The sequence below is a fragment of the Celeribacter naphthalenivorans genome (assembly GCF_020524585.1).
In the GTDB taxonomy this organism is placed as follows: Bacteria; Pseudomonadota; Alphaproteobacteria; order Rhodobacterales; family Rhodobacteraceae; genus Celeribacter; species Celeribacter naphthalenivorans.
On sequence record NZ_JAIVLK010000011.1, the window covers coordinates 29,573 to 44,207 of the forward strand.

Genomic DNA, 14,635 nt, shown 5'->3' on the forward strand with positions numbered 1-14,635 from the left:
AACACACCAAATCCTGAGGCCAGAATGTCCCTACGTTCCTCCCTTTTCTTTGTTCCTGTTCTCGCGGGCGCACATTTCGCACACGTCACCGCCGCGCAGGCCGAGGTCCCGAATGTCGTGACCGACATGGCGCCGATTCACTCTCTGGTCATGCAGGTGATGGGCGATCTGGGCGAGCCTTCCGTCTTGATGCCGCAGGGCGCCTCGCCGCATGGCTATGCTCTGCGCCCTTCCGATGCGCGCGCGGTGCAACAGGCGGATGTCGTGTTCTGGACCGGCCCGAAGATCGAACCCTGGCTCGATGAGGTGATCGACGAGATCGGCGATCAGACGCTGTCCGTGCCGCTCGCGAATGTCGAGGGGGCGACCGTGTTGGAGGTCCGTGAAGGCGCGACCTTTGAGCGTCATGTGCATGGCGAGGATGAGCATGATCACGATCATGATGAGGCTGAGGCGCATGACGATCATGATCACGACGACCACGACGATCATGGGCATGAAGAAGAGGCGCATGATGACCACGACGATCATGCGCATGAGGCGGAGGATCACGACGACCACGATCACGACCACGACGATCACGCGCATGAAGACGAAGGGCATGATGATCACGATGGTCACGACGACCATGATCACGCTCATGAGGGCACTGATGGTCACGCTTGGCTCGACCCGATGAACGGCCGGGTCTGGTTGGGTGTCATCGCGGAAGAGCTTGCCGCGCTCGATGCGGAAAACGCGGAAACCTACCGCGCCAATGCCGCCGCCGCCCAAGAGGCGCTGGACGTGAAAATCGCGGAGATTCAGTCAGAGATGGCGCCGCTCTCCGAGATGAATTTCATCGTCTTCCACGATGCTTATAACTATTTCGAAAACCGTTTCGGTCTGTCGGCGGCAGGTTCGATCTCGATCAGCGACGCCAGCGCGCCGAGCCCCGCGCGCATTCGTGAAATTCAGGACAAGGTGAAAGAGATCGGCATCACCTGTGTGTTCTCCGAGCCGCAATTCAACGCGGGTCTTGTCAACACCGTGCTGGACGGCACCGAAGCCAAAAGCGCGGTCATCGACCCGCTGGGCGTCGACCTGACGCCGGGGGCCGGGTTCTATGGCGATCTGATGGACTCTCTGGCGGGGGCCTTCACGGCCTGTGCCGAAGACTGATCTGATCTGAGAAAAAGGTGAAAAAAAGGGCGCGGGGCTTTGTCTCGCGCCCTTGTTTGTCCGGGGGGCGCACTTTACATCCAAGGACATGAAACTTCGCATCCCTTTCCGCAATGGCCCGCCAAGGGTCAATGTCGTGCGTCTGAATGGCGCGATCATGACCCGTCAGGGCGGTTTGAACGACCAAAGCCTTGCGCCCGCAATCGAGCGCGCCTTTCGCAAGGGCAAGCCCACGGCGGTGGCGCTGTCGATCAATTCTCCGGGCGGCTCGCCGGTGCAGTCGTCTTTGATCGCGGCGCGGATTTCGCGGCTGGCGGCGGAAAAAGAACTGCCCGTCTATGCCTTTGTCGAGGATGTCGCGGCCTCGGGGGGCTATTGGCTGGCCTGTGCCGCCGATAAGATTTTCGTCGATACAAGCTCTATCGTCGGCTCGATCGGGGTGATTTCGGCGGGCTTTGGCTTTGATCAGCTGATCGCCAAGCACGGGATCGAACGTCGGGTCTATACTTCTGGTAAATCGAAAAGCCAGATGGACCCGTTCCGCCCGGAAAATCCCGAAGATGTGGCGCGGATCAAAGGGCTTCAGGAAGAAATCCATGAGGCCTTTATCCAGCACGTCACCACGTCCCGCGCCAAACGGCTCTCGAAAGAGGTCGAGCTTTTCGATGGCGCGTTCTGGACCGGGGCGAAGGGGGTCGAACTGGGCCTTGCGGATGGTCTCGGCCATCTCGTGCCGAAGATGAAAGAGATGTACGGCGATAAGGTGCGTTTGACGGTGTTCGGGCCGAAACGTCCCCTGCTGCGCCGCTTCGGGACTGAACTGGCCTCCGGTCTGACGGCGCAGGTCGAAGAACAGGCGCTTTGGGCCAGGTTCGGGCTCTGACGCCATGATGTTCAAGGTTATCAGCGTTTTCCTGATCTTCATGATGGTTTTGGCCATCTTCGGACGGCTGCGCTTTCCTGGACAGCAAAAACTCAAAGACATGAAATGCCCCCGCTGCGGGCGTTACAAGATAGGCAAGGGCGCATGCGCCTGTGAAAAGGGCAAACCCTGATGGATTTCATTTACGCGGTCGCCGGTTTGGTGCTTTTGCTCGTGGCGGGCGACATGTTGGTGCGTGGCGCCGTGAACCTGTCTCTGCGACTTGGCATTCCGGCGCTGATCGTCTCATTGACCGTTGTGGCCTTTGGCACCTCCGCGCCGGAACTTCTGGTCTCCGTCTCGGCGATTTTCGATGGTGTGCCGGGGCTGGCGCTGGGCAATGTGATCGGCTCGAACACCGCCAATGTCTTGCTTGTGCTGGGCATTCCTGCACTGATTTCGACGCTGCATGTGATCGACAATTCCACCCGCGCCTCCTACCTTCAGATGATCGGCGCGACGGTGCTTTTCATTCTTTTGGCGATGCGTGGTCAATTCGACTGGATCGCCGGGATTGTGCTTTTGGTCGCGCTGTTCTCGATGATCGGCCATGCGATCTATCAGGCCCGTTGTCACCGCGTGGCGCAGCGCGATGTCGAGGAAGAAGAGGTCGAAGGCGCCGATCCGGATATGCCTTGGACAAAGATCATCGGTTTTCTCGTTGCCGGTCTCATCGGCCTGCCTTTGGGGGCGGATCTTCTCGTCGATGCCTCGACCAATATCGCGCGGGCTTTCGGCGTGTCTGAAACCGTGATCGGCCTGACGCTTGTGGCCCTTGGCACCTCCTTGCCGGAGCTTGCGACCACGGTGATGGCGGCGCTCCGCAAACAAGCTGATGTGGCCTTTGGCAACGTCATCGGCTCGAACATGTTCAACCTTTTGGGCATCATCGGGGTGTCGAGCCTTGTCGGGACGCTTCCGGTCGATGCCGAGCTGATGGATTTCGACATCTGGGTGATGCTCGTATCTTCGATGATCCTCGGTGTGTTCGTGCTCAAACGCATCGACATCACCCGTCTTTGGGGGATCGTCCTTTCCGCCCTATATGTCCTCTACGTTTTGGCTGTTCTGAGCTGAGGAGAGGATTTTGCGGGACAAAAGAGCGCTTGTGACCGGGGCGGCGCATCGGCTTGGCCGGGCTATGGTTTTGGCCTTGGCGGAGGACGGGTTCGATGTCGCGGTGCATTGCAACCGTTCGACGGAGGCCGCAGGGGCGCTGGTTGCGGAACTGCGCGGCATGGGGCGCAAGGCCTCTGTTTTACAAGCCGATCTTTTGGATGAGGCACAGGTTGAAACGCTGGTCCCGCGTGCGGTCGATGCCTTGGGCGGGCCTTTGACGCTTTTGGTGAATAATGCCTCGATTTTCGAACAGGACAGCCTGCCGGACGTGACCCGTCAAAGCTGGGATCGGCATATGGAAAGCAACCTGCGCGCGCCCTTTGTGTTGCTGCAAGCCTTCGCAGCGCAGGCGCCCGAGCCGGTAGCGGACGCGCGTGGGCGACCCGTGGCGCAGGGCCTTGTGGTCAATATGATCGACCAGCGGGTGCGCAAGCTGACGCCGCAGTTCATGAGCTACACTCTGGCTAAATCCGCGCTCTGGGCGCTGACCCAAACGGCGGCACAGGCATTGGCGCCGAAGGTGCGTGTGAATGGCATCGGGCCGGGGCCGACCCTACAGGGCGCGCGCCAGTCGGATGAGGCCTTTGCCACCCAGCAAAGGGCCACGCTTTTGCAACGTGGCGTGGACCCCGAGGACATCTGTGCGGCACTGCGGTATCTGTTGGGTGCAAGCGCTGTGACTGGGCAATTGATCTGCCCTGATAGCGGTCAACACCTGGCCTGGGAAACGCCCGATGTGGATGTCGCAGAGTGACCCAGCGGCAGGCTGTTGCGAAAAGTTTTGCACCTTGGGCCGATTTGTTTCAATTCCGTTACTAAAATGTAAATCATTTCAATGATTTGCGAGGGTCTTGAAAATATTTATTTTAAAATCAATAGCTTAAAAATGTGACTGTTTTTTGGGCAAACTCACGAAAGCGCATGGAAACAAGGGAAAATCGCGGTTCACGAAAACTTATCGGCAGGGTTATCCACAGGAATCGTGGATGAGTTTCCTCTTGCCCCCAGTGCGATAAGATTGCAGCCAGAGACGGGAATCAGAGACAGGCAGATGAGCGAAGAGACGACCCCAAAAGAAAGCGCTTTGGAGAGCACAGAGGTGAGTCCGGAGATGAGCAAAGACATCCCGCGCGGTCACAAGGTGATCGACGCCTATGTCAAACAGCTCGACGGCTCGCCGGGCGTGTATCGCATGCTCGATCCCGAACATAACGTGCTCTATGTCGGCAAGGCGAAGAACCTGAAGAACCGGGTCTCGAACTATGCGCGTCCGCATGGCCATTCGGCGCGGATCGCCAAGATGATTTCCGAGACCTCGCAGATGATGTTCCTGACCACGCGGACGGAAACCGAGGCGCTTCTCTTAGAGCAAAACCTGATCAAACAGCTCAAGCCGCGCTACAACGTGTTGTTGCGAGACGATAAGTCGTTTCCGAACATTCTCGTCACCCATGATCATGAGTTCCCGCAGATCACCAAACACCGCGGTGCGCGCAAGCGCAAAGGGTCCTATTACGGCCCCTTCGCCTCGGCCTCCTCGGTCAATCGCACGCTGAACCAGTTGCAAAAGGTGTTTCTGCTGCGGAACTGTTCGGATGTGGACTTTGAGTCTCGCACGCGGCCCTGTCTGCAATATCAGATCAAGCGCTGCACCGGGCCTTGTGTCGGCAAAATCTCGAAAGAGGATTACGCCGAGCTGGTGAATGAGGCGGAGCGGTTCTTGCAGGGGCGGCACTCTGGGCTTCAGGAAAAACTGGCGCATGACATGCAAGAGGCCTCCGACGCCATGGAGTTCGAAAAGGCGGCGGGGCTGCGCGACCGGATCCGGGCGCTCACCAATGTGCAGACCGCCCAAGGCATCAACCCGCGCACGGTGGGCGAGGGCGATGTGATTGGTTTGCATATGGAGGGCGGGCAGGCCTGTGTTCAGGTCTTCTTCATCCGTGCGCATCAGAACTGGGGCAATAAGGATTTCTATCCGAAAACCAACGGGGCGGAGGCCGAAGAGGTCTTGGCCGGTTTCATCGGCCAGTTCTATGAGAAACGCGATCCGCCGCGTCAGTTGATCCTGTCGCATGACATCGAAGAGCGCGAGCTGATGGCCGAAGCGCTGTCGGAAAAAGCGGGCAAGAAAATCGAAATCCTCGTCCCGCAACGTGGCGAGAAACAGGAGCTTGTCGCCTCTGCGCTGCGCAATGCCCGCGAAAGTCTCGGTCGGAAAATGTCCGAGGGGGCGGCGCAGGAGAAACTGCTCGAAGGGCTCAAAGAGGCTTTCGACCTGCCGCAGGTGCCCGCGCGCATCGAGGTCTACGACAACTCTCATATTCAGGGTGCGCATGCGGTTGGCGCGATGATCGTCGCGGGGCCGGAAGGTTTCATGAAGAACCACTACCGCAAATACGACATTCGCGGTGACGACATCACGCCGGGCGATGACTTTGGCATGATGAAAGAGGTGCTGACGCGGCGATTTAAACGCCTTTTGAAAGACGACCCGGATCGTTCCAAAGGTCTCTGGCCCGATCTTCTGTTGATCGACGGCGGCGCGGGGCAGGTCTCTGCCGTGCATGAGATTATGGTCGAACAGGGGGTCACAGATGTGCCGATGATCGGCGTCGCCAAGGGCATCGACCGCGATCAGGGCAAGGAAGAATTCCACCGCATCGGCCACCGCGTCATGGCGCTTCGGCGCAACGATCCGGTGCTCTATTTCATCCAGCGGATGCGCGACGAGGCGCACCGTTTTGCCATCGGCACCCATAGGGCGAAGCGTTCGAAAGCCATGGGGCTTACGCGGCTCGACGAGGTGCCGGGTGTTGGCGCGACCCGTAAACGGGCGCTTTTGGCGCATTTCGGCTCGGCCAAGGCGGTGTCGGGCGCGAACCTCGCCGATCTTAAGGCCGTGGACGGAATTTCAGAGAAAGTGGCCCAGACCATCTACGACTTCTTCCATGAAAACGGATGACGGGGTAAGGAGAGAGCCATGACATGGAACCTGCCCAATATCCTCACCGTCTTCCGGCTGCTTTGCGCGCCGGGGGTGGCGCTCGTTTTTCTGATCCTGCCGCGCCCCGTCGCCGATTGGGCCGCGCTGATCCTGTTCGCCTCCGCCTCGATCACCGATTTTCTCGACGGCTATCTGGCGCGCAAATGGGACCAGATGTCAAAATTCGGCGCCATGTTGGACCCGATCGCCGACAAGGCGATGGTGGTCACGGCGATTGCGGTTCTGACCATGTTGCATGGCGCGAATGCTCTGATCGTCATTCCAGCCGCTTTCATTTTGCTGCGCGAGACCTTTGTGTCTGGCCTGCGGGAATTCTTGGGCGATACTGCCGGGACTTTGAAAGTCACGAAACTCGCCAAATGGAAAACCACGGCTCAGATGGTCGCCATCGCCGTGCTCTTTGCCTATGGGGCAACCGCTATGGCGCTGCTCTTTACGCTGGGTCTCATGATCTTCTGGATCGCCGGGATTTTGACCGTGATCACCGGCTGGGACTATCTGACCAAGGCCATGCCATACCTGCGAGATCATCATGAAGATTGAGGTGCTCTATTTCGCATGGGTGCGCGAGCGCATCGGGGAGCCGCGTGAAACGGTGGAGACCGAGGCCGCGACGGTGATGGGTCTGGTCGAGGAGTTGAAAGCCCGCGAGCCGCGCTATGATCTGGCATTTTCCGATCTCAAATCCCTGCGTGTGGCGCTGGATCAGGAATTGACCGACTTCGATGCGTCCCTGGCAGGCGTGCGCGAGGTGGCGTTCTTTCCGCCGATGACGGGCGGGTGACGGGTGGCTGACATGAAGATTTCCGTCCAGTCCGAGGATTTCGACCTTGCCCAAGTGCTCAAAGGCTTTGGCAAAGCGCCCAACACAGGGGCGACCGTCAGCTTCACCGGGCTGGTGCGCGATGACACCGGCATGCTGGAGCACATGGAGATAGAGCATTATCCCGGCATGTGTGAGGCGGCGATCACCACGATTGCGGAAGAGGCCGCCACGCGCTGGTCGCTCACCGATTGCCTCGTGATCCATCGCTACGGCCAGCTCCGCCCCGGCGATCAGATCATGATGGTCGCCACCGCCGCCCGCCACCGGGTCGAGGCCTTTGAGGCGGCCGAATATCTCATGGATTACCTGAAATCCCGTGCGCCTTTTTGGAAAAAAGAAGTGACGCGCGAGGGCGCCGATTGGGTCGCCGCGAAAGACGCCGATGAAGAGGCATTGAACCGCTGGTGAACCCGCAGATTTTAACCAAGACAACGACCGAGAAACCAACCATGACCAAACGTATCGCGCTTTCAAGCGACCATGCCGCCATCGAGCTGCGTCAGGCGATTGCCAAACATATCACCGAGCTGGGCTATGAGGCCGTCGACATCGGCCCGACCACGCCGGAGAGCACGCATTACCCGAAACACGGTCAGGCGGCGGCGGAGCTTGTCGCCTCTGGCGATTGCGATCTGGGCATCATCCTCTGTGGCACCGGCCAAGGCATCATGATGGCCGCCAATAAGGTCAAAGGCATCCGTTGCGGTGTCTGTTCTGACAGTTTCTCCGCCCGGATGATCCGGATGCACAACAACGCCAATATGCTGTCCATCGGCGCGCGTGTGGTGGGCGAGGGCCTCGCACTCGACATCGTGGATGCTTATCTCTCCGCCGAATTCGAAGGCGGCCGTCACGCCACGCGCGTGGACATGATCGAAGCGGACTAAGTCACGCCCAAAAGAGAAAACGCGGGGGAATTACCCCGCGTTTTGCCGTTCGATATAGGCGCGCAGCTCTTCGGCTTCGTGACGCGCCTCCCGCAGACCTTCCATCGCGGCGCGCAGTTCCGCATCGGTTTGATTGGCCTGAGTGGTCAGCTCGGATTCGCGTTGCTGATAATAGTGGATCGCCTGATCGCGCTGTTCCTCTGCCTCGTGCAATTGCTGCGCCATCGTGTCGAGATCGTTCATCTCGCCCTGACCCACACGCACAAAGCGGTGGATCAGCCAATGCGCAAACCAGCCCAGCAAAAAGGCGATGAAAAGCACGACCGCAGTCGCGATGATCAATTCGGTTCTGTTCATTCTTCGGTTTCCCCGTCGTCCTCAGGCGCGGCATCCGCACCCTCTGTCGTCGCATCCTCGGCCTCAGGCGCCGCATTTTCCCCCTGCGGTTCCTCAGACGTTTCCTGTTGCGCCTCGTCTTGCGGTGTTGCCGTTTCTGGCTCTTCCGCGTTCAGCAATTTAAATTCGATCCGACGGTTCGCCTCGCGCCCCTCTTCGGTGCCATTGTCCGCGATGGGTTGGCCTTCGCCATAGCCCTGCGCGGTAAAGCGCACGCCGGCCACACGGCGCATCAGAAGCCCGTCGAGCACGGAATTGGCGCGTTGGGTCGAGAGGTTGAGGTTCATCTCCTCGCCACCTTGGCTGTCGCTGTGGGCGCCGATCTCCATTTCGACGTCTTCGCAATCTTTGAGCGCCTCGGCGATCTGGTCGAGGGTCTCATTGGCCGCATCGTTCAGCTCGGTCGAGCCGGGATCAAACACGATTTTGCTCGCCGCGATCCGCTGGTTGGCGCGCGCCACGCATTCCTGCGGTGTCGGCAGGTTCAGCACCGGATCGAGTTTCCGCACGTATGTGACGTCGATGGTGAATTGTTCGCCGTCGCCCAGTTTCGCAGACAAAAGACTCGCGATCTCGGCGCGGGCGTTTTCGTTGCCGGTCTCGCCGCGTACGGTCACGAGGTCCTCGGTCATGGTCGCGGAGCCTCGGTTCAGTTCGGCCAGCGCCTCGATGGCGGCCATGGCGCGCAGGGACCAGCCCTCGGGCAGGCTGTCGTCAACACGCATCGCGGAATAGACCGAGGCGCTGCCGAAGGCGGCTTTGGCCAGCGCTTCTGTCGCGGCCTGACTGCGCTCGTCGGCGATGCGGCCACGGAGTTGCGTCTGGCCCTCGGGGGAGCGGATGACGATGAACTCGGGGCGGGCTTCTTCTTCGGCCTCGGTTTCCGCCTGCGGCAGGCTGCTGTGAAGGGTGAAGGTGGCGGGCAAGTCAGCCTCCAGCTCGCCCACGACCCTGTCGAAGAGCGACGTGGCGGTGCCCTCTGCGGCGATCAGGCTGACGTCGCCGTCGGAATAGGTGATGCTGCCTTGGCCCAGATCCTGAAGCGCGCGCATGCCGGTTTCGACGGCCGACGCCCATTGTGATGTCGGCGAACCGAGGCCGATGGTACAGGTCGGATTTTCGATGCCTGCGGCTTTCGCAGCGGCCAGAATGCGGGCGTGACCCGACGGCGTTTCGGCGACACAGGCGTCAAAGCGCGGGCCGTTTGCGTCGATGATAAAGCGCACGGTGAATGGCGTGATCACGGGACGGGGGGCGGCCACGTCGATGGCCACCGGAAGCGTGTCGGGCAGGGCGCGGATCAGGGCGCGCTCAAACGTGATCTTTTGATCCTTGCTGTCGGCCAGAGCCGTGAGCGTGATCCCATCGGCGGCGATGGAGATTTTCGAGCGCGGCAAAAGACCGATTGCGGTGCGGCCGAATTCGGTGGCGTCGCCCCAGTTTTCGGGCACCGGATAATCCGCCTGTTCCAGAAGATCGGCGACAGAACCTGTGCCGCTCGCGCGTTTCAGGGCCTCGATGAAACCTTCGCGATCCCAACCGCTGGGCACCAGACCGATCAGAGAAATGCCACTGTCGTTGCGCAGGATCTCGATGGAAAACCGCGGCGCGGGGATGGCCTCTTGTTGCACGACGTTCATCACGTTGATCACGCGGGAGGGATCGACCACATGGCCGGCTGCGCGCTGGGCCGCCAGTTGCGTCTGTTCGTCCGGCGCGGTGCCGGTGAGCACGATTTGTAACCCGTCGCCTTCGACATCCACCCAATCATAGCCACGCATCGCCAATTGGTTGTCCACGGCTTTGGTCGAGGTGGTCTCGATCACGGTGGCCCCGATGGCGGCGGCCCCGAGGCTTAGGATGAGGCCCGCGATGAGGGCGGCGAAGACGGGTAGGAATTCTGAAATGCGCATCAGGGAACAAGACGCCTGTTTGTGACTTTGGCCTTTGTCTTAGGGGGTTCGGCGGATTGCTGCAATCAAAGGAAGACCGCGATGGCAAGAAACAGCGCAGCCAAGAGCCCTGTGTCACGGTTCGCGCGGAACAGATAGAGGCAGCGATCCGGGTCTTCGGTGTCGAGCCGCGCCATCTGCCAAGTCATGTGCAGCCCCATCGCCCAGGGCGCGCCAAGCCCCACGACGAGCACCAAAACCGAACGGTCTGCCAGCGCCTCGATGATGCCTGCGGCCATGAGCACCACGGTGATCACGAGAAACCGTTTGAGCCAGCGCGGGGTCTCATCGCCAAAGCGGCGCGCGGTGGATTTCACGCCGATGAGGGCATCGTCTTCCTTGTCTTGGTGCGCATAGATCGTGTCGTAAAAGATCGTCCAGGCAATGCCCGCGAGATAGAGAAACACAGGCGCGGTGGTGAGTTTGCCCGCGACAGCGGCATAGGCCAAGAGTGCCCCCCAGTTGAAGGCGATGCCGAGGAATACCTGCGGCCACCACGTGAATCGCTTGGCGAAAGGATAGATCGCGACGGGCAAAAGAGAGATGACGCCCAAGAGGATCGCGAGCTTGCCGAAGGTCAAAAGGATCAGACAGGCAATGAGGCTTTGCACGATCATCCAAGTGGCGGCCTGTTTGACCGTGACCTGCCCCGAAGGAATCGGGCGGCTTTTGGTGCGCTCCACCTTGTCGTCGAAATCCCGGTCGGTGATGTCATTCCATGTGCAACCCGCACCGCGCATCAACCAAGCGCCCAGAGCGCAGCCGACGATGATCCAGACCGTGCGCAGGCTCAGCGTGCCGACCTCGGCCGAGGCCAAAAGCGCGCCCCACCAGCAGGGAATGAGCAACAACCACGTGCCCACGGGCCGATCCGCCCGCGACAGCCGCAGGTAGGGACGCGTGGCGTGGGGCGCAAGCCGGTCCACCCAATTGCCCTTCACCGCATCGGCCACTTGTCCGTTCATCTCTGGTGTTGGCTGCTCATCGGTCATATGTAATGTCCATGGTTGAAGCGAAAATCAGGCTCTATGTAGATCACCCGCTGGCAGTGGGGCAATCCATTCCTCTGGAACGGGATCAGGCGCATTATCTTTTTGGCGTGATGCGCCAGGGGGAGGGCGCCTTTGTCGCACTGTTCAATTCCCGCGACGGCGAGTTTCTGGCCGAGGTCACGCAGGCGGGCAAGCGTGGCGGTGAATTGACCTGTCGCGAAAAGACTCGCGAGTTGCAGATGCCGCCCGATCTCTGGCTCTTGTTTGCGCCCATCAAAAAGACGCGCACCGATTTCATCGTCGAGAAAGCCGCGGAGATGGGGGCGAAACGGATCGTGCCTGTCGCGACAGACTTCACCAATTCCGAACGCATCCGGCAGGACCGGTTGCAGGCCCACGCCGTTGAGGCCGCCGAGCAATGCGGCGGGACTTATGTGCCAGAGGTAGCTGATCTGGTCAAACTCGACCGGCTTTTGGCCGATTGGGACGCGGAGCGACAGATCATGTTCTGTGACGAGACGCTTGTGGGCGCAGAGGAAGCACTTGGCGATGTAAAGGGTGGCAAATGGGCCATCTTGATCGGGCCAGAGGGCGGGTTCTCAGAGATCGAGCGCAAGCGCCTGCATGCGCTTCCCTATGCCCATGCGGTGTCTCTCGGGCCCCGTATCCTGCGCGCCGACACGGCGGCGGTCGCGGCGCTGACCATCTGGCAACAACAGCTCGGAGACTGGTGATGCGCCCCGAGGTGAAAGCCCTGCTCTGGCGCTGGCGTGAGGTTGTCGTGGCGCTTGTGGTCGTCGCACTCATGGGGCTTTGGGCTGCGTCCTCATTCGGCGTCATGCGCTGGATCGCATTTGCGTTCACCGCGCTCTCCGTCATTTTCGCCATAGCGGCCATTCAGCGCGCCCGGTTCGACCGAGGTGGCGGGGGCTTTGGTGCGGTCGAAGTGGACGAAGGTGTCGTCTCTTTCTTTTCTCCTCTGACGGGCGGGCAGGTCGAGATCGAGGCGCTGACTGCCGTCACCCTCATTCCCACTGGAAAGGGTCATGCGCATTGGCAATTGGACGCCCCCGGACAGCCGCCTTTGACCATTCCGGTCAACGCTCACGGCGCCGAGGCGCTGTTCGATGTCTTTGTCACGCTCGAAGGCCTTGAGACCGAAAAAATGCTGCGCCAAATCAAACAGACGCCGGATCATCCGGTCGTGATCTGGCGGAAACGCACAGCGGTTCTTCACTGAGCGCAAATCACAGAAGCTGCAGGCCGCATTGACTTCGCCGCCCGCATCGCACAACTGTACCCGAACGATTTGCAACTCTTTCGGAGCACCTTCCCCCATGTCTATTCCTCAATCCGGCGGCGGGCCGATCGAAAGCTATGACGATCTCGTGGGTTATCTCGCTGATGGCTGCAAGCCCAGAGAGCAGTGGAAAATCGGCACCGAGCACGAGAAATTCGGCTATTGCGAAGATGCTCTGAAACCGCTGCCCTATATGGGCGATCGCTCGATCAAGGCGATCCTCGAAGGGTTGCAGGACCGCTATGGTTGGAACCCGATTTTCGAGGGCGAGCACCTTATCGGGCTTGAGCTGAACGGTGCGAATATCTCTCTGGAGCCGGGTGGTCAGTTGGAACTGTCCGGCGCGCCTTTGGACACAATCCACCAGACTTGTGACGAGGTGAACGAACACCTCAAGGAAGTGCACACGATCGCTGACGAAGTGGGCGCGCGGTTTATCGGGCTTGGCATGGCGCCGACCTGGACCCATGACGAGATGCCCTTGATGCCGAAAGGCCGTTATAAGCTGATGGACTCCTATATGGCGACCGTGGGCGAGACCGGCAAAGACATGATGCGCCGCACCTGCACCGTGCAGGTGAACCTCGATTTCGCCTCCGAGGCCGACATGGTGCAGAAATTCCGCACCGCTCTGGCGTTGCAACCCGTCGCGACGGCGCTCTTCGCCAATTCGCCCTTCAAAGAGGGCAAGCTCAACGGTCACAAATCCTGGCGCTCGCGCATCTGGCGCCACCTCGACGCCTCGCGCACCGGCATGCTGCCGTTTGTGTTCGAAGACGGCATGAGCTTTGAGCGCTATGTCGAATATGCCCTCGATGTGCCGATGTATTTCGTCTACCGCGACGGCAAATATATCAACGCGCTGGGCCAGTCCTTCCGCGATTTTCTGAAAGGCGAGCTGCCCGCGATGCCCGGCGAAAAGCCGACGATGTCGGATTGGGCGGATCACCTCACGACCTTGTTCCCCGAAGCGCGGATCAAGAAATACATGGAAATGCGCGGCGCCGATGGCGGCCCGTGGCGTCGTCTTTGCGCACTTCCGGCGTTTTGGGTCGGGCTGATGTACGATCAGAGCGCACTCGATGCGACCTCCGATCTGATCAAGGGCTGGACGCCCGAATTCCGCGAAGAACTGCGCGTGGCGGCCTCCGTCGATGCGCTTCAGGCCGAGGTTGGCGGCGTTAAAATGCTCGATCTCGCGCGCGAATGCGTGTCGATTGCCGAGGCGGGTCTCAAGGCGCGTGGACGTGCGGGCGCGGGCGGTATGGTGCCGGACGAAACCCATTTCCTGAGCGCACTTAAGGACAGCATCGAAACCGGCCAAGCGCCCGCAGACGAGCTGATCGCGCATTTCGAAGGCGACTGGAACGGCGACGTGACCCGCGTGTTTGGCGAATACAGTTATTGATCAGAGGGGCCTCAGCCCTTCTGACCGATCTTTGTTTCCGTCCCGGCCTTGAGCCGCGCGATGTTCTCGCGGTGTTTGTAGAAAATCAAGCCGGTCAGGATCAGCACAAGAATGGCACCATGCAAATGGTAGAAAAACGCGGTGTAGATCGGCGCCAAAAGCGCGGCGATCAGGGCCGAGAGGCTTGAATAGCGCGTGATCACTGCCACCAAAAGCCATGTGCCACAGGCCAAAAGCCCGACAGGCAGGGAGAGCGCCAAAAGCGTGCCGAGGAAGGTTGCAACGCCTTTCCCGCCCTTGAACCGCAAGAACACGGGATAGAGATGCCCGAGCATGGCAAACAGCCCGGCGATGCCGACCAGTTGTTCGCCCAACAGCGCCCGCGCCAGGATCACCGCCAGAGCACCTTTGCCGCTGTCGCCCAAAAGCGTCAAAAAGGCCGCCAATTTATTGCCGGTGCGCAGAACATTCGTCGCGCCAATGTTGCCCGACCCGATCTGGCGCAGATCGCCCAAACCGAACAGCCGTGCCATGACGATGCCAAAAGGGATCGAGCCCAAAAGATAGGCCAAAAGCGCGGTGATGATCATCAAGAGAAGCGTCATGGGCATTTCCTTGGTTTAAACCGTCTCTCAAAACTTGAGGTACTCAATTTTTGAGAGACG

At 60.1% G+C, this 14,635-nt stretch carries 17 protein-coding genes; 13 read left to right on the forward strand and 4 right to left on the reverse strand.

Translation table 11 applies throughout. The annotated features are described in order from the left end of the window. The first annotated feature begins 24 nt into the window (after positions 1 to 24). The 10 genes from LC094_RS19780 to rpiB all read left to right on the forward strand — a co-directional run bounded on the left by LC094_RS19780 (position 25) and on the right by rpiB (position 7,922). Positions 25 to 1,161 carry a zinc ABC transporter substrate-binding protein gene (locus tag LC094_RS19780; RefSeq protein ID WP_226554504.1) on the forward strand — a complete coding sequence of 379 codons (1,137 nt, stop codon included), beginning with the start codon at positions 25 to 27 and terminating at the stop codon, positions 1,159 to 1,161. A gap of 88 nt (positions 1,162 to 1,249) precedes the next feature. Next, the gene (locus LC094_RS19785) at positions 1,250 to 2,044 is read left to right on the forward strand and encodes a S49 family peptidase (RefSeq protein ID WP_226554505.1); all 795 of its coding nucleotides are present in this window, start codon (positions 1,250 to 1,252) and stop codon (positions 2,042 to 2,044) included. A 4-nt stretch (positions 2,045 to 2,048) separates the two neighbouring features. Beyond that, the gene (locus LC094_RS19790; RefSeq protein WP_167602755.1) at positions 2,049 to 2,216 is read left to right on the forward strand and encodes a hypothetical protein; all 168 of its coding nucleotides are present in this window, start codon (positions 2,049 to 2,051) and stop codon (positions 2,214 to 2,216) included. Next, complete coding sequence (locus LC094_RS19795; protein ID WP_226554506.1) at positions 2,216 to 3,160, forward strand: calcium/sodium antiporter; 945 nt, start codon at positions 2,216 to 2,218, stop codon at positions 3,158 to 3,160. The genes LC094_RS19790 and LC094_RS19795 overlap by 1 nt, the downstream gene beginning before the upstream one ends. Positions 3,161 to 3,167: 7 nt before the next feature. Then, on the forward strand, positions 3,168 to 3,956 hold the full coding sequence (locus LC094_RS19800; RefSeq protein ID WP_404815062.1) for an SDR family oxidoreductase: 789 nt from the start codon (positions 3,168 to 3,170) through the stop codon (positions 3,954 to 3,956). 357 nt (positions 3,957 to 4,313) lie between these two features. Next, positions 4,314 to 6,167 carry an excinuclease ABC subunit UvrC gene (gene uvrC, locus LC094_RS19805; protein WP_226554712.1) on the forward strand — a complete coding sequence of 618 codons (1,854 nt, stop codon included), beginning with the start codon at positions 4,314 to 4,316 and terminating at the stop codon, positions 6,165 to 6,167. 18 nt (positions 6,168 to 6,185) lie between these two features. Next, positions 6,186 to 6,752, forward strand: a complete 567-nt coding sequence (gene pgsA, locus LC094_RS19810; RefSeq protein ID WP_226554508.1) for a CDP-diacylglycerol--glycerol-3-phosphate 3-phosphatidyltransferase — start codon at positions 6,186 to 6,188, stop codon at positions 6,750 to 6,752. Beyond that, positions 6,742 to 6,993 carry a molybdopterin converting factor subunit 1 gene (gene moaD, locus LC094_RS19815; protein ID WP_226554509.1) on the forward strand — a complete coding sequence of 84 codons (252 nt, stop codon included), beginning with the start codon at positions 6,742 to 6,744 and terminating at the stop codon, positions 6,991 to 6,993. Before pgsA ends, moaD begins: the two co-directional genes overlap by 11 nt. Before the next feature lie 12 nt (positions 6,994 to 7,005). Continuing rightward, complete coding sequence (locus LC094_RS19820) at positions 7,006 to 7,443, forward strand: molybdenum cofactor biosynthesis protein MoaE (protein ID WP_226554510.1); 438 nt, start codon at positions 7,006 to 7,008, stop codon at positions 7,441 to 7,443. A gap of 41 nt (positions 7,444 to 7,484) precedes the next feature. Then, the gene (gene rpiB, locus LC094_RS19825; RefSeq protein WP_226554511.1) at positions 7,485 to 7,922 is read left to right on the forward strand and encodes a ribose 5-phosphate isomerase B; all 438 of its coding nucleotides are present in this window, start codon (positions 7,485 to 7,487) and stop codon (positions 7,920 to 7,922) included. A 30-nt stretch (positions 7,923 to 7,952) separates the two neighbouring features. Here the strand turns inward: rpiB and LC094_RS19830 are convergent, their stop codons facing one another. The 3 genes from LC094_RS19830 to ubiA all read right to left on the reverse strand — a co-directional run bounded on the left by LC094_RS19830 (position 7,953) and on the right by ubiA (position 11,262). Next, on the reverse strand, positions 7,953 to 8,279 hold the full coding sequence (locus LC094_RS19830) for a hypothetical protein (RefSeq protein WP_226554512.1): 327 nt from the start codon (positions 8,277 to 8,279) through the stop codon (positions 7,953 to 7,955). Beyond that, positions 8,276 to 10,231, reverse strand: a complete 1,956-nt coding sequence (locus tag LC094_RS19835) for an OmpA family protein (RefSeq protein WP_226554513.1) — start codon at positions 10,229 to 10,231, stop codon at positions 8,276 to 8,278. The genes LC094_RS19830 and LC094_RS19835 overlap by 4 nt, the downstream gene beginning before the upstream one ends. A gap of 65 nt (positions 10,232 to 10,296) precedes the next feature. Then, positions 10,297 to 11,262 (reverse strand): 4-hydroxybenzoate octaprenyltransferase, encoded by a 966-nt coding sequence (ubiA, locus tag LC094_RS19840; RefSeq protein WP_226554514.1) that lies wholly within the window; start codon positions 11,260 to 11,262, stop codon positions 10,297 to 10,299. 11 nt (positions 11,263 to 11,273) lie between these two features. On the opposite strand from ubiA, the gene LC094_RS19845 reads away from it, so the two are divergent. From LC094_RS19845 to LC094_RS19855, 3 genes are all read left to right on the forward strand, one after another. Next, positions 11,274 to 11,996 carry a 16S rRNA (uracil(1498)-N(3))-methyltransferase gene (locus LC094_RS19845; protein ID WP_226554515.1) on the forward strand — a complete coding sequence of 241 codons (723 nt, stop codon included), beginning with the start codon at positions 11,274 to 11,276 and terminating at the stop codon, positions 11,994 to 11,996. Next, on the forward strand, positions 11,996 to 12,502 hold the full coding sequence (locus LC094_RS19850) for a hypothetical protein (protein WP_226554516.1): 507 nt from the start codon (positions 11,996 to 11,998) through the stop codon (positions 12,500 to 12,502). Before LC094_RS19845 ends, LC094_RS19850 begins: the two co-directional genes overlap by 1 nt. 97 nt (positions 12,503 to 12,599) lie before the next feature. Then, positions 12,600 to 13,970, forward strand: coding sequence for a glutamate--cysteine ligase (locus LC094_RS19855; protein ID WP_226554517.1), 1,371 nt, complete (start codon positions 12,600 to 12,602; stop codon positions 13,968 to 13,970). Between the two features lie 11 nt (positions 13,971 to 13,981). On the opposite strand, the gene plsY is transcribed toward LC094_RS19855, so the two are convergent. Next, positions 13,982 to 14,575, reverse strand: coding sequence for a glycerol-3-phosphate 1-O-acyltransferase PlsY (plsY, locus tag LC094_RS19860; protein ID WP_226554518.1), 594 nt, complete (start codon positions 14,573 to 14,575; stop codon positions 13,982 to 13,984). Positions 14,576 to 14,635 lie beyond the last annotated feature (60 nt).

Excerpts from the sequence above, each read along its gene's own strand:
- LC094_RS19780 (WP_226554504.1), top strand. The coding sequence starts at position 25 with ATGTCCCTACGTTCCTCCCTTTTCTTTGTTCCTGTTCTCGCGGGCGCA.
- LC094_RS19785 (WP_226554505.1), top strand. The coding sequence starts at position 1,250 with ATGAAACTTCGCATCCCTTTCCGCAATGGCCCGCCAAGGGTCAATGTC.
- LC094_RS19790 (WP_167602755.1), top strand. The coding sequence starts at position 2,049 with ATGATGTTCAAGGTTATCAGCGTTTTCCTGATCTTCATGATGGTTTTG.
- LC094_RS19795 (WP_226554506.1), top strand. The coding sequence starts at position 2,216 with ATGGATTTCATTTACGCGGTCGCCGGTTTGGTGCTTTTGCTCGTGGCG.
- uvrC (WP_226554712.1), top strand. The coding sequence starts at position 4,314 with ATGAGCAAAGACATCCCGCGCGGTCACAAGGTGATCGACGCCTATGTC.
- pgsA (WP_226554508.1), top strand. The coding sequence starts at position 6,186 with ATGACATGGAACCTGCCCAATATCCTCACCGTCTTCCGGCTGCTTTGC.
- moaD (WP_226554509.1), top strand. The coding sequence starts at position 6,742 with ATGAAGATTGAGGTGCTCTATTTCGCATGGGTGCGCGAGCGCATCGGG.
- LC094_RS19820 (WP_226554510.1), top strand. The coding sequence starts at position 7,006 with ATGAAGATTTCCGTCCAGTCCGAGGATTTCGACCTTGCCCAAGTGCTC.
- rpiB (WP_226554511.1), top strand. The coding sequence starts at position 7,485 with ATGACCAAACGTATCGCGCTTTCAAGCGACCATGCCGCCATCGAGCTG.
- LC094_RS19830 (WP_226554512.1), bottom strand. The coding sequence starts at position 8,279 with ATGAACAGAACCGAATTGATCATCGCGACTGCGGTCGTGCTTTTCATC.
- LC094_RS19835 (WP_226554513.1), bottom strand. The coding sequence starts at position 10,231 with ATGCGCATTTCAGAATTCCTACCCGTCTTCGCCGCCCTCATCGCGGGC.
- ubiA (WP_226554514.1), bottom strand. The coding sequence starts at position 11,262 with ATGACCGATGAGCAGCCAACACCAGAGATGAACGGACAAGTGGCCGAT.
- LC094_RS19845 (WP_226554515.1), top strand. The coding sequence starts at position 11,274 with ATGGTTGAAGCGAAAATCAGGCTCTATGTAGATCACCCGCTGGCAGTG.
- LC094_RS19850 (WP_226554516.1), top strand. The coding sequence starts at position 11,996 with ATGCGCCCCGAGGTGAAAGCCCTGCTCTGGCGCTGGCGTGAGGTTGTC.
- LC094_RS19855 (WP_226554517.1), top strand. The coding sequence starts at position 12,600 with ATGTCTATTCCTCAATCCGGCGGCGGGCCGATCGAAAGCTATGACGAT.
- plsY (WP_226554518.1), bottom strand. The coding sequence starts at position 14,575 with ATGACGCTTCTCTTGATGATCATCACCGCGCTTTTGGCCTATCTTTTG.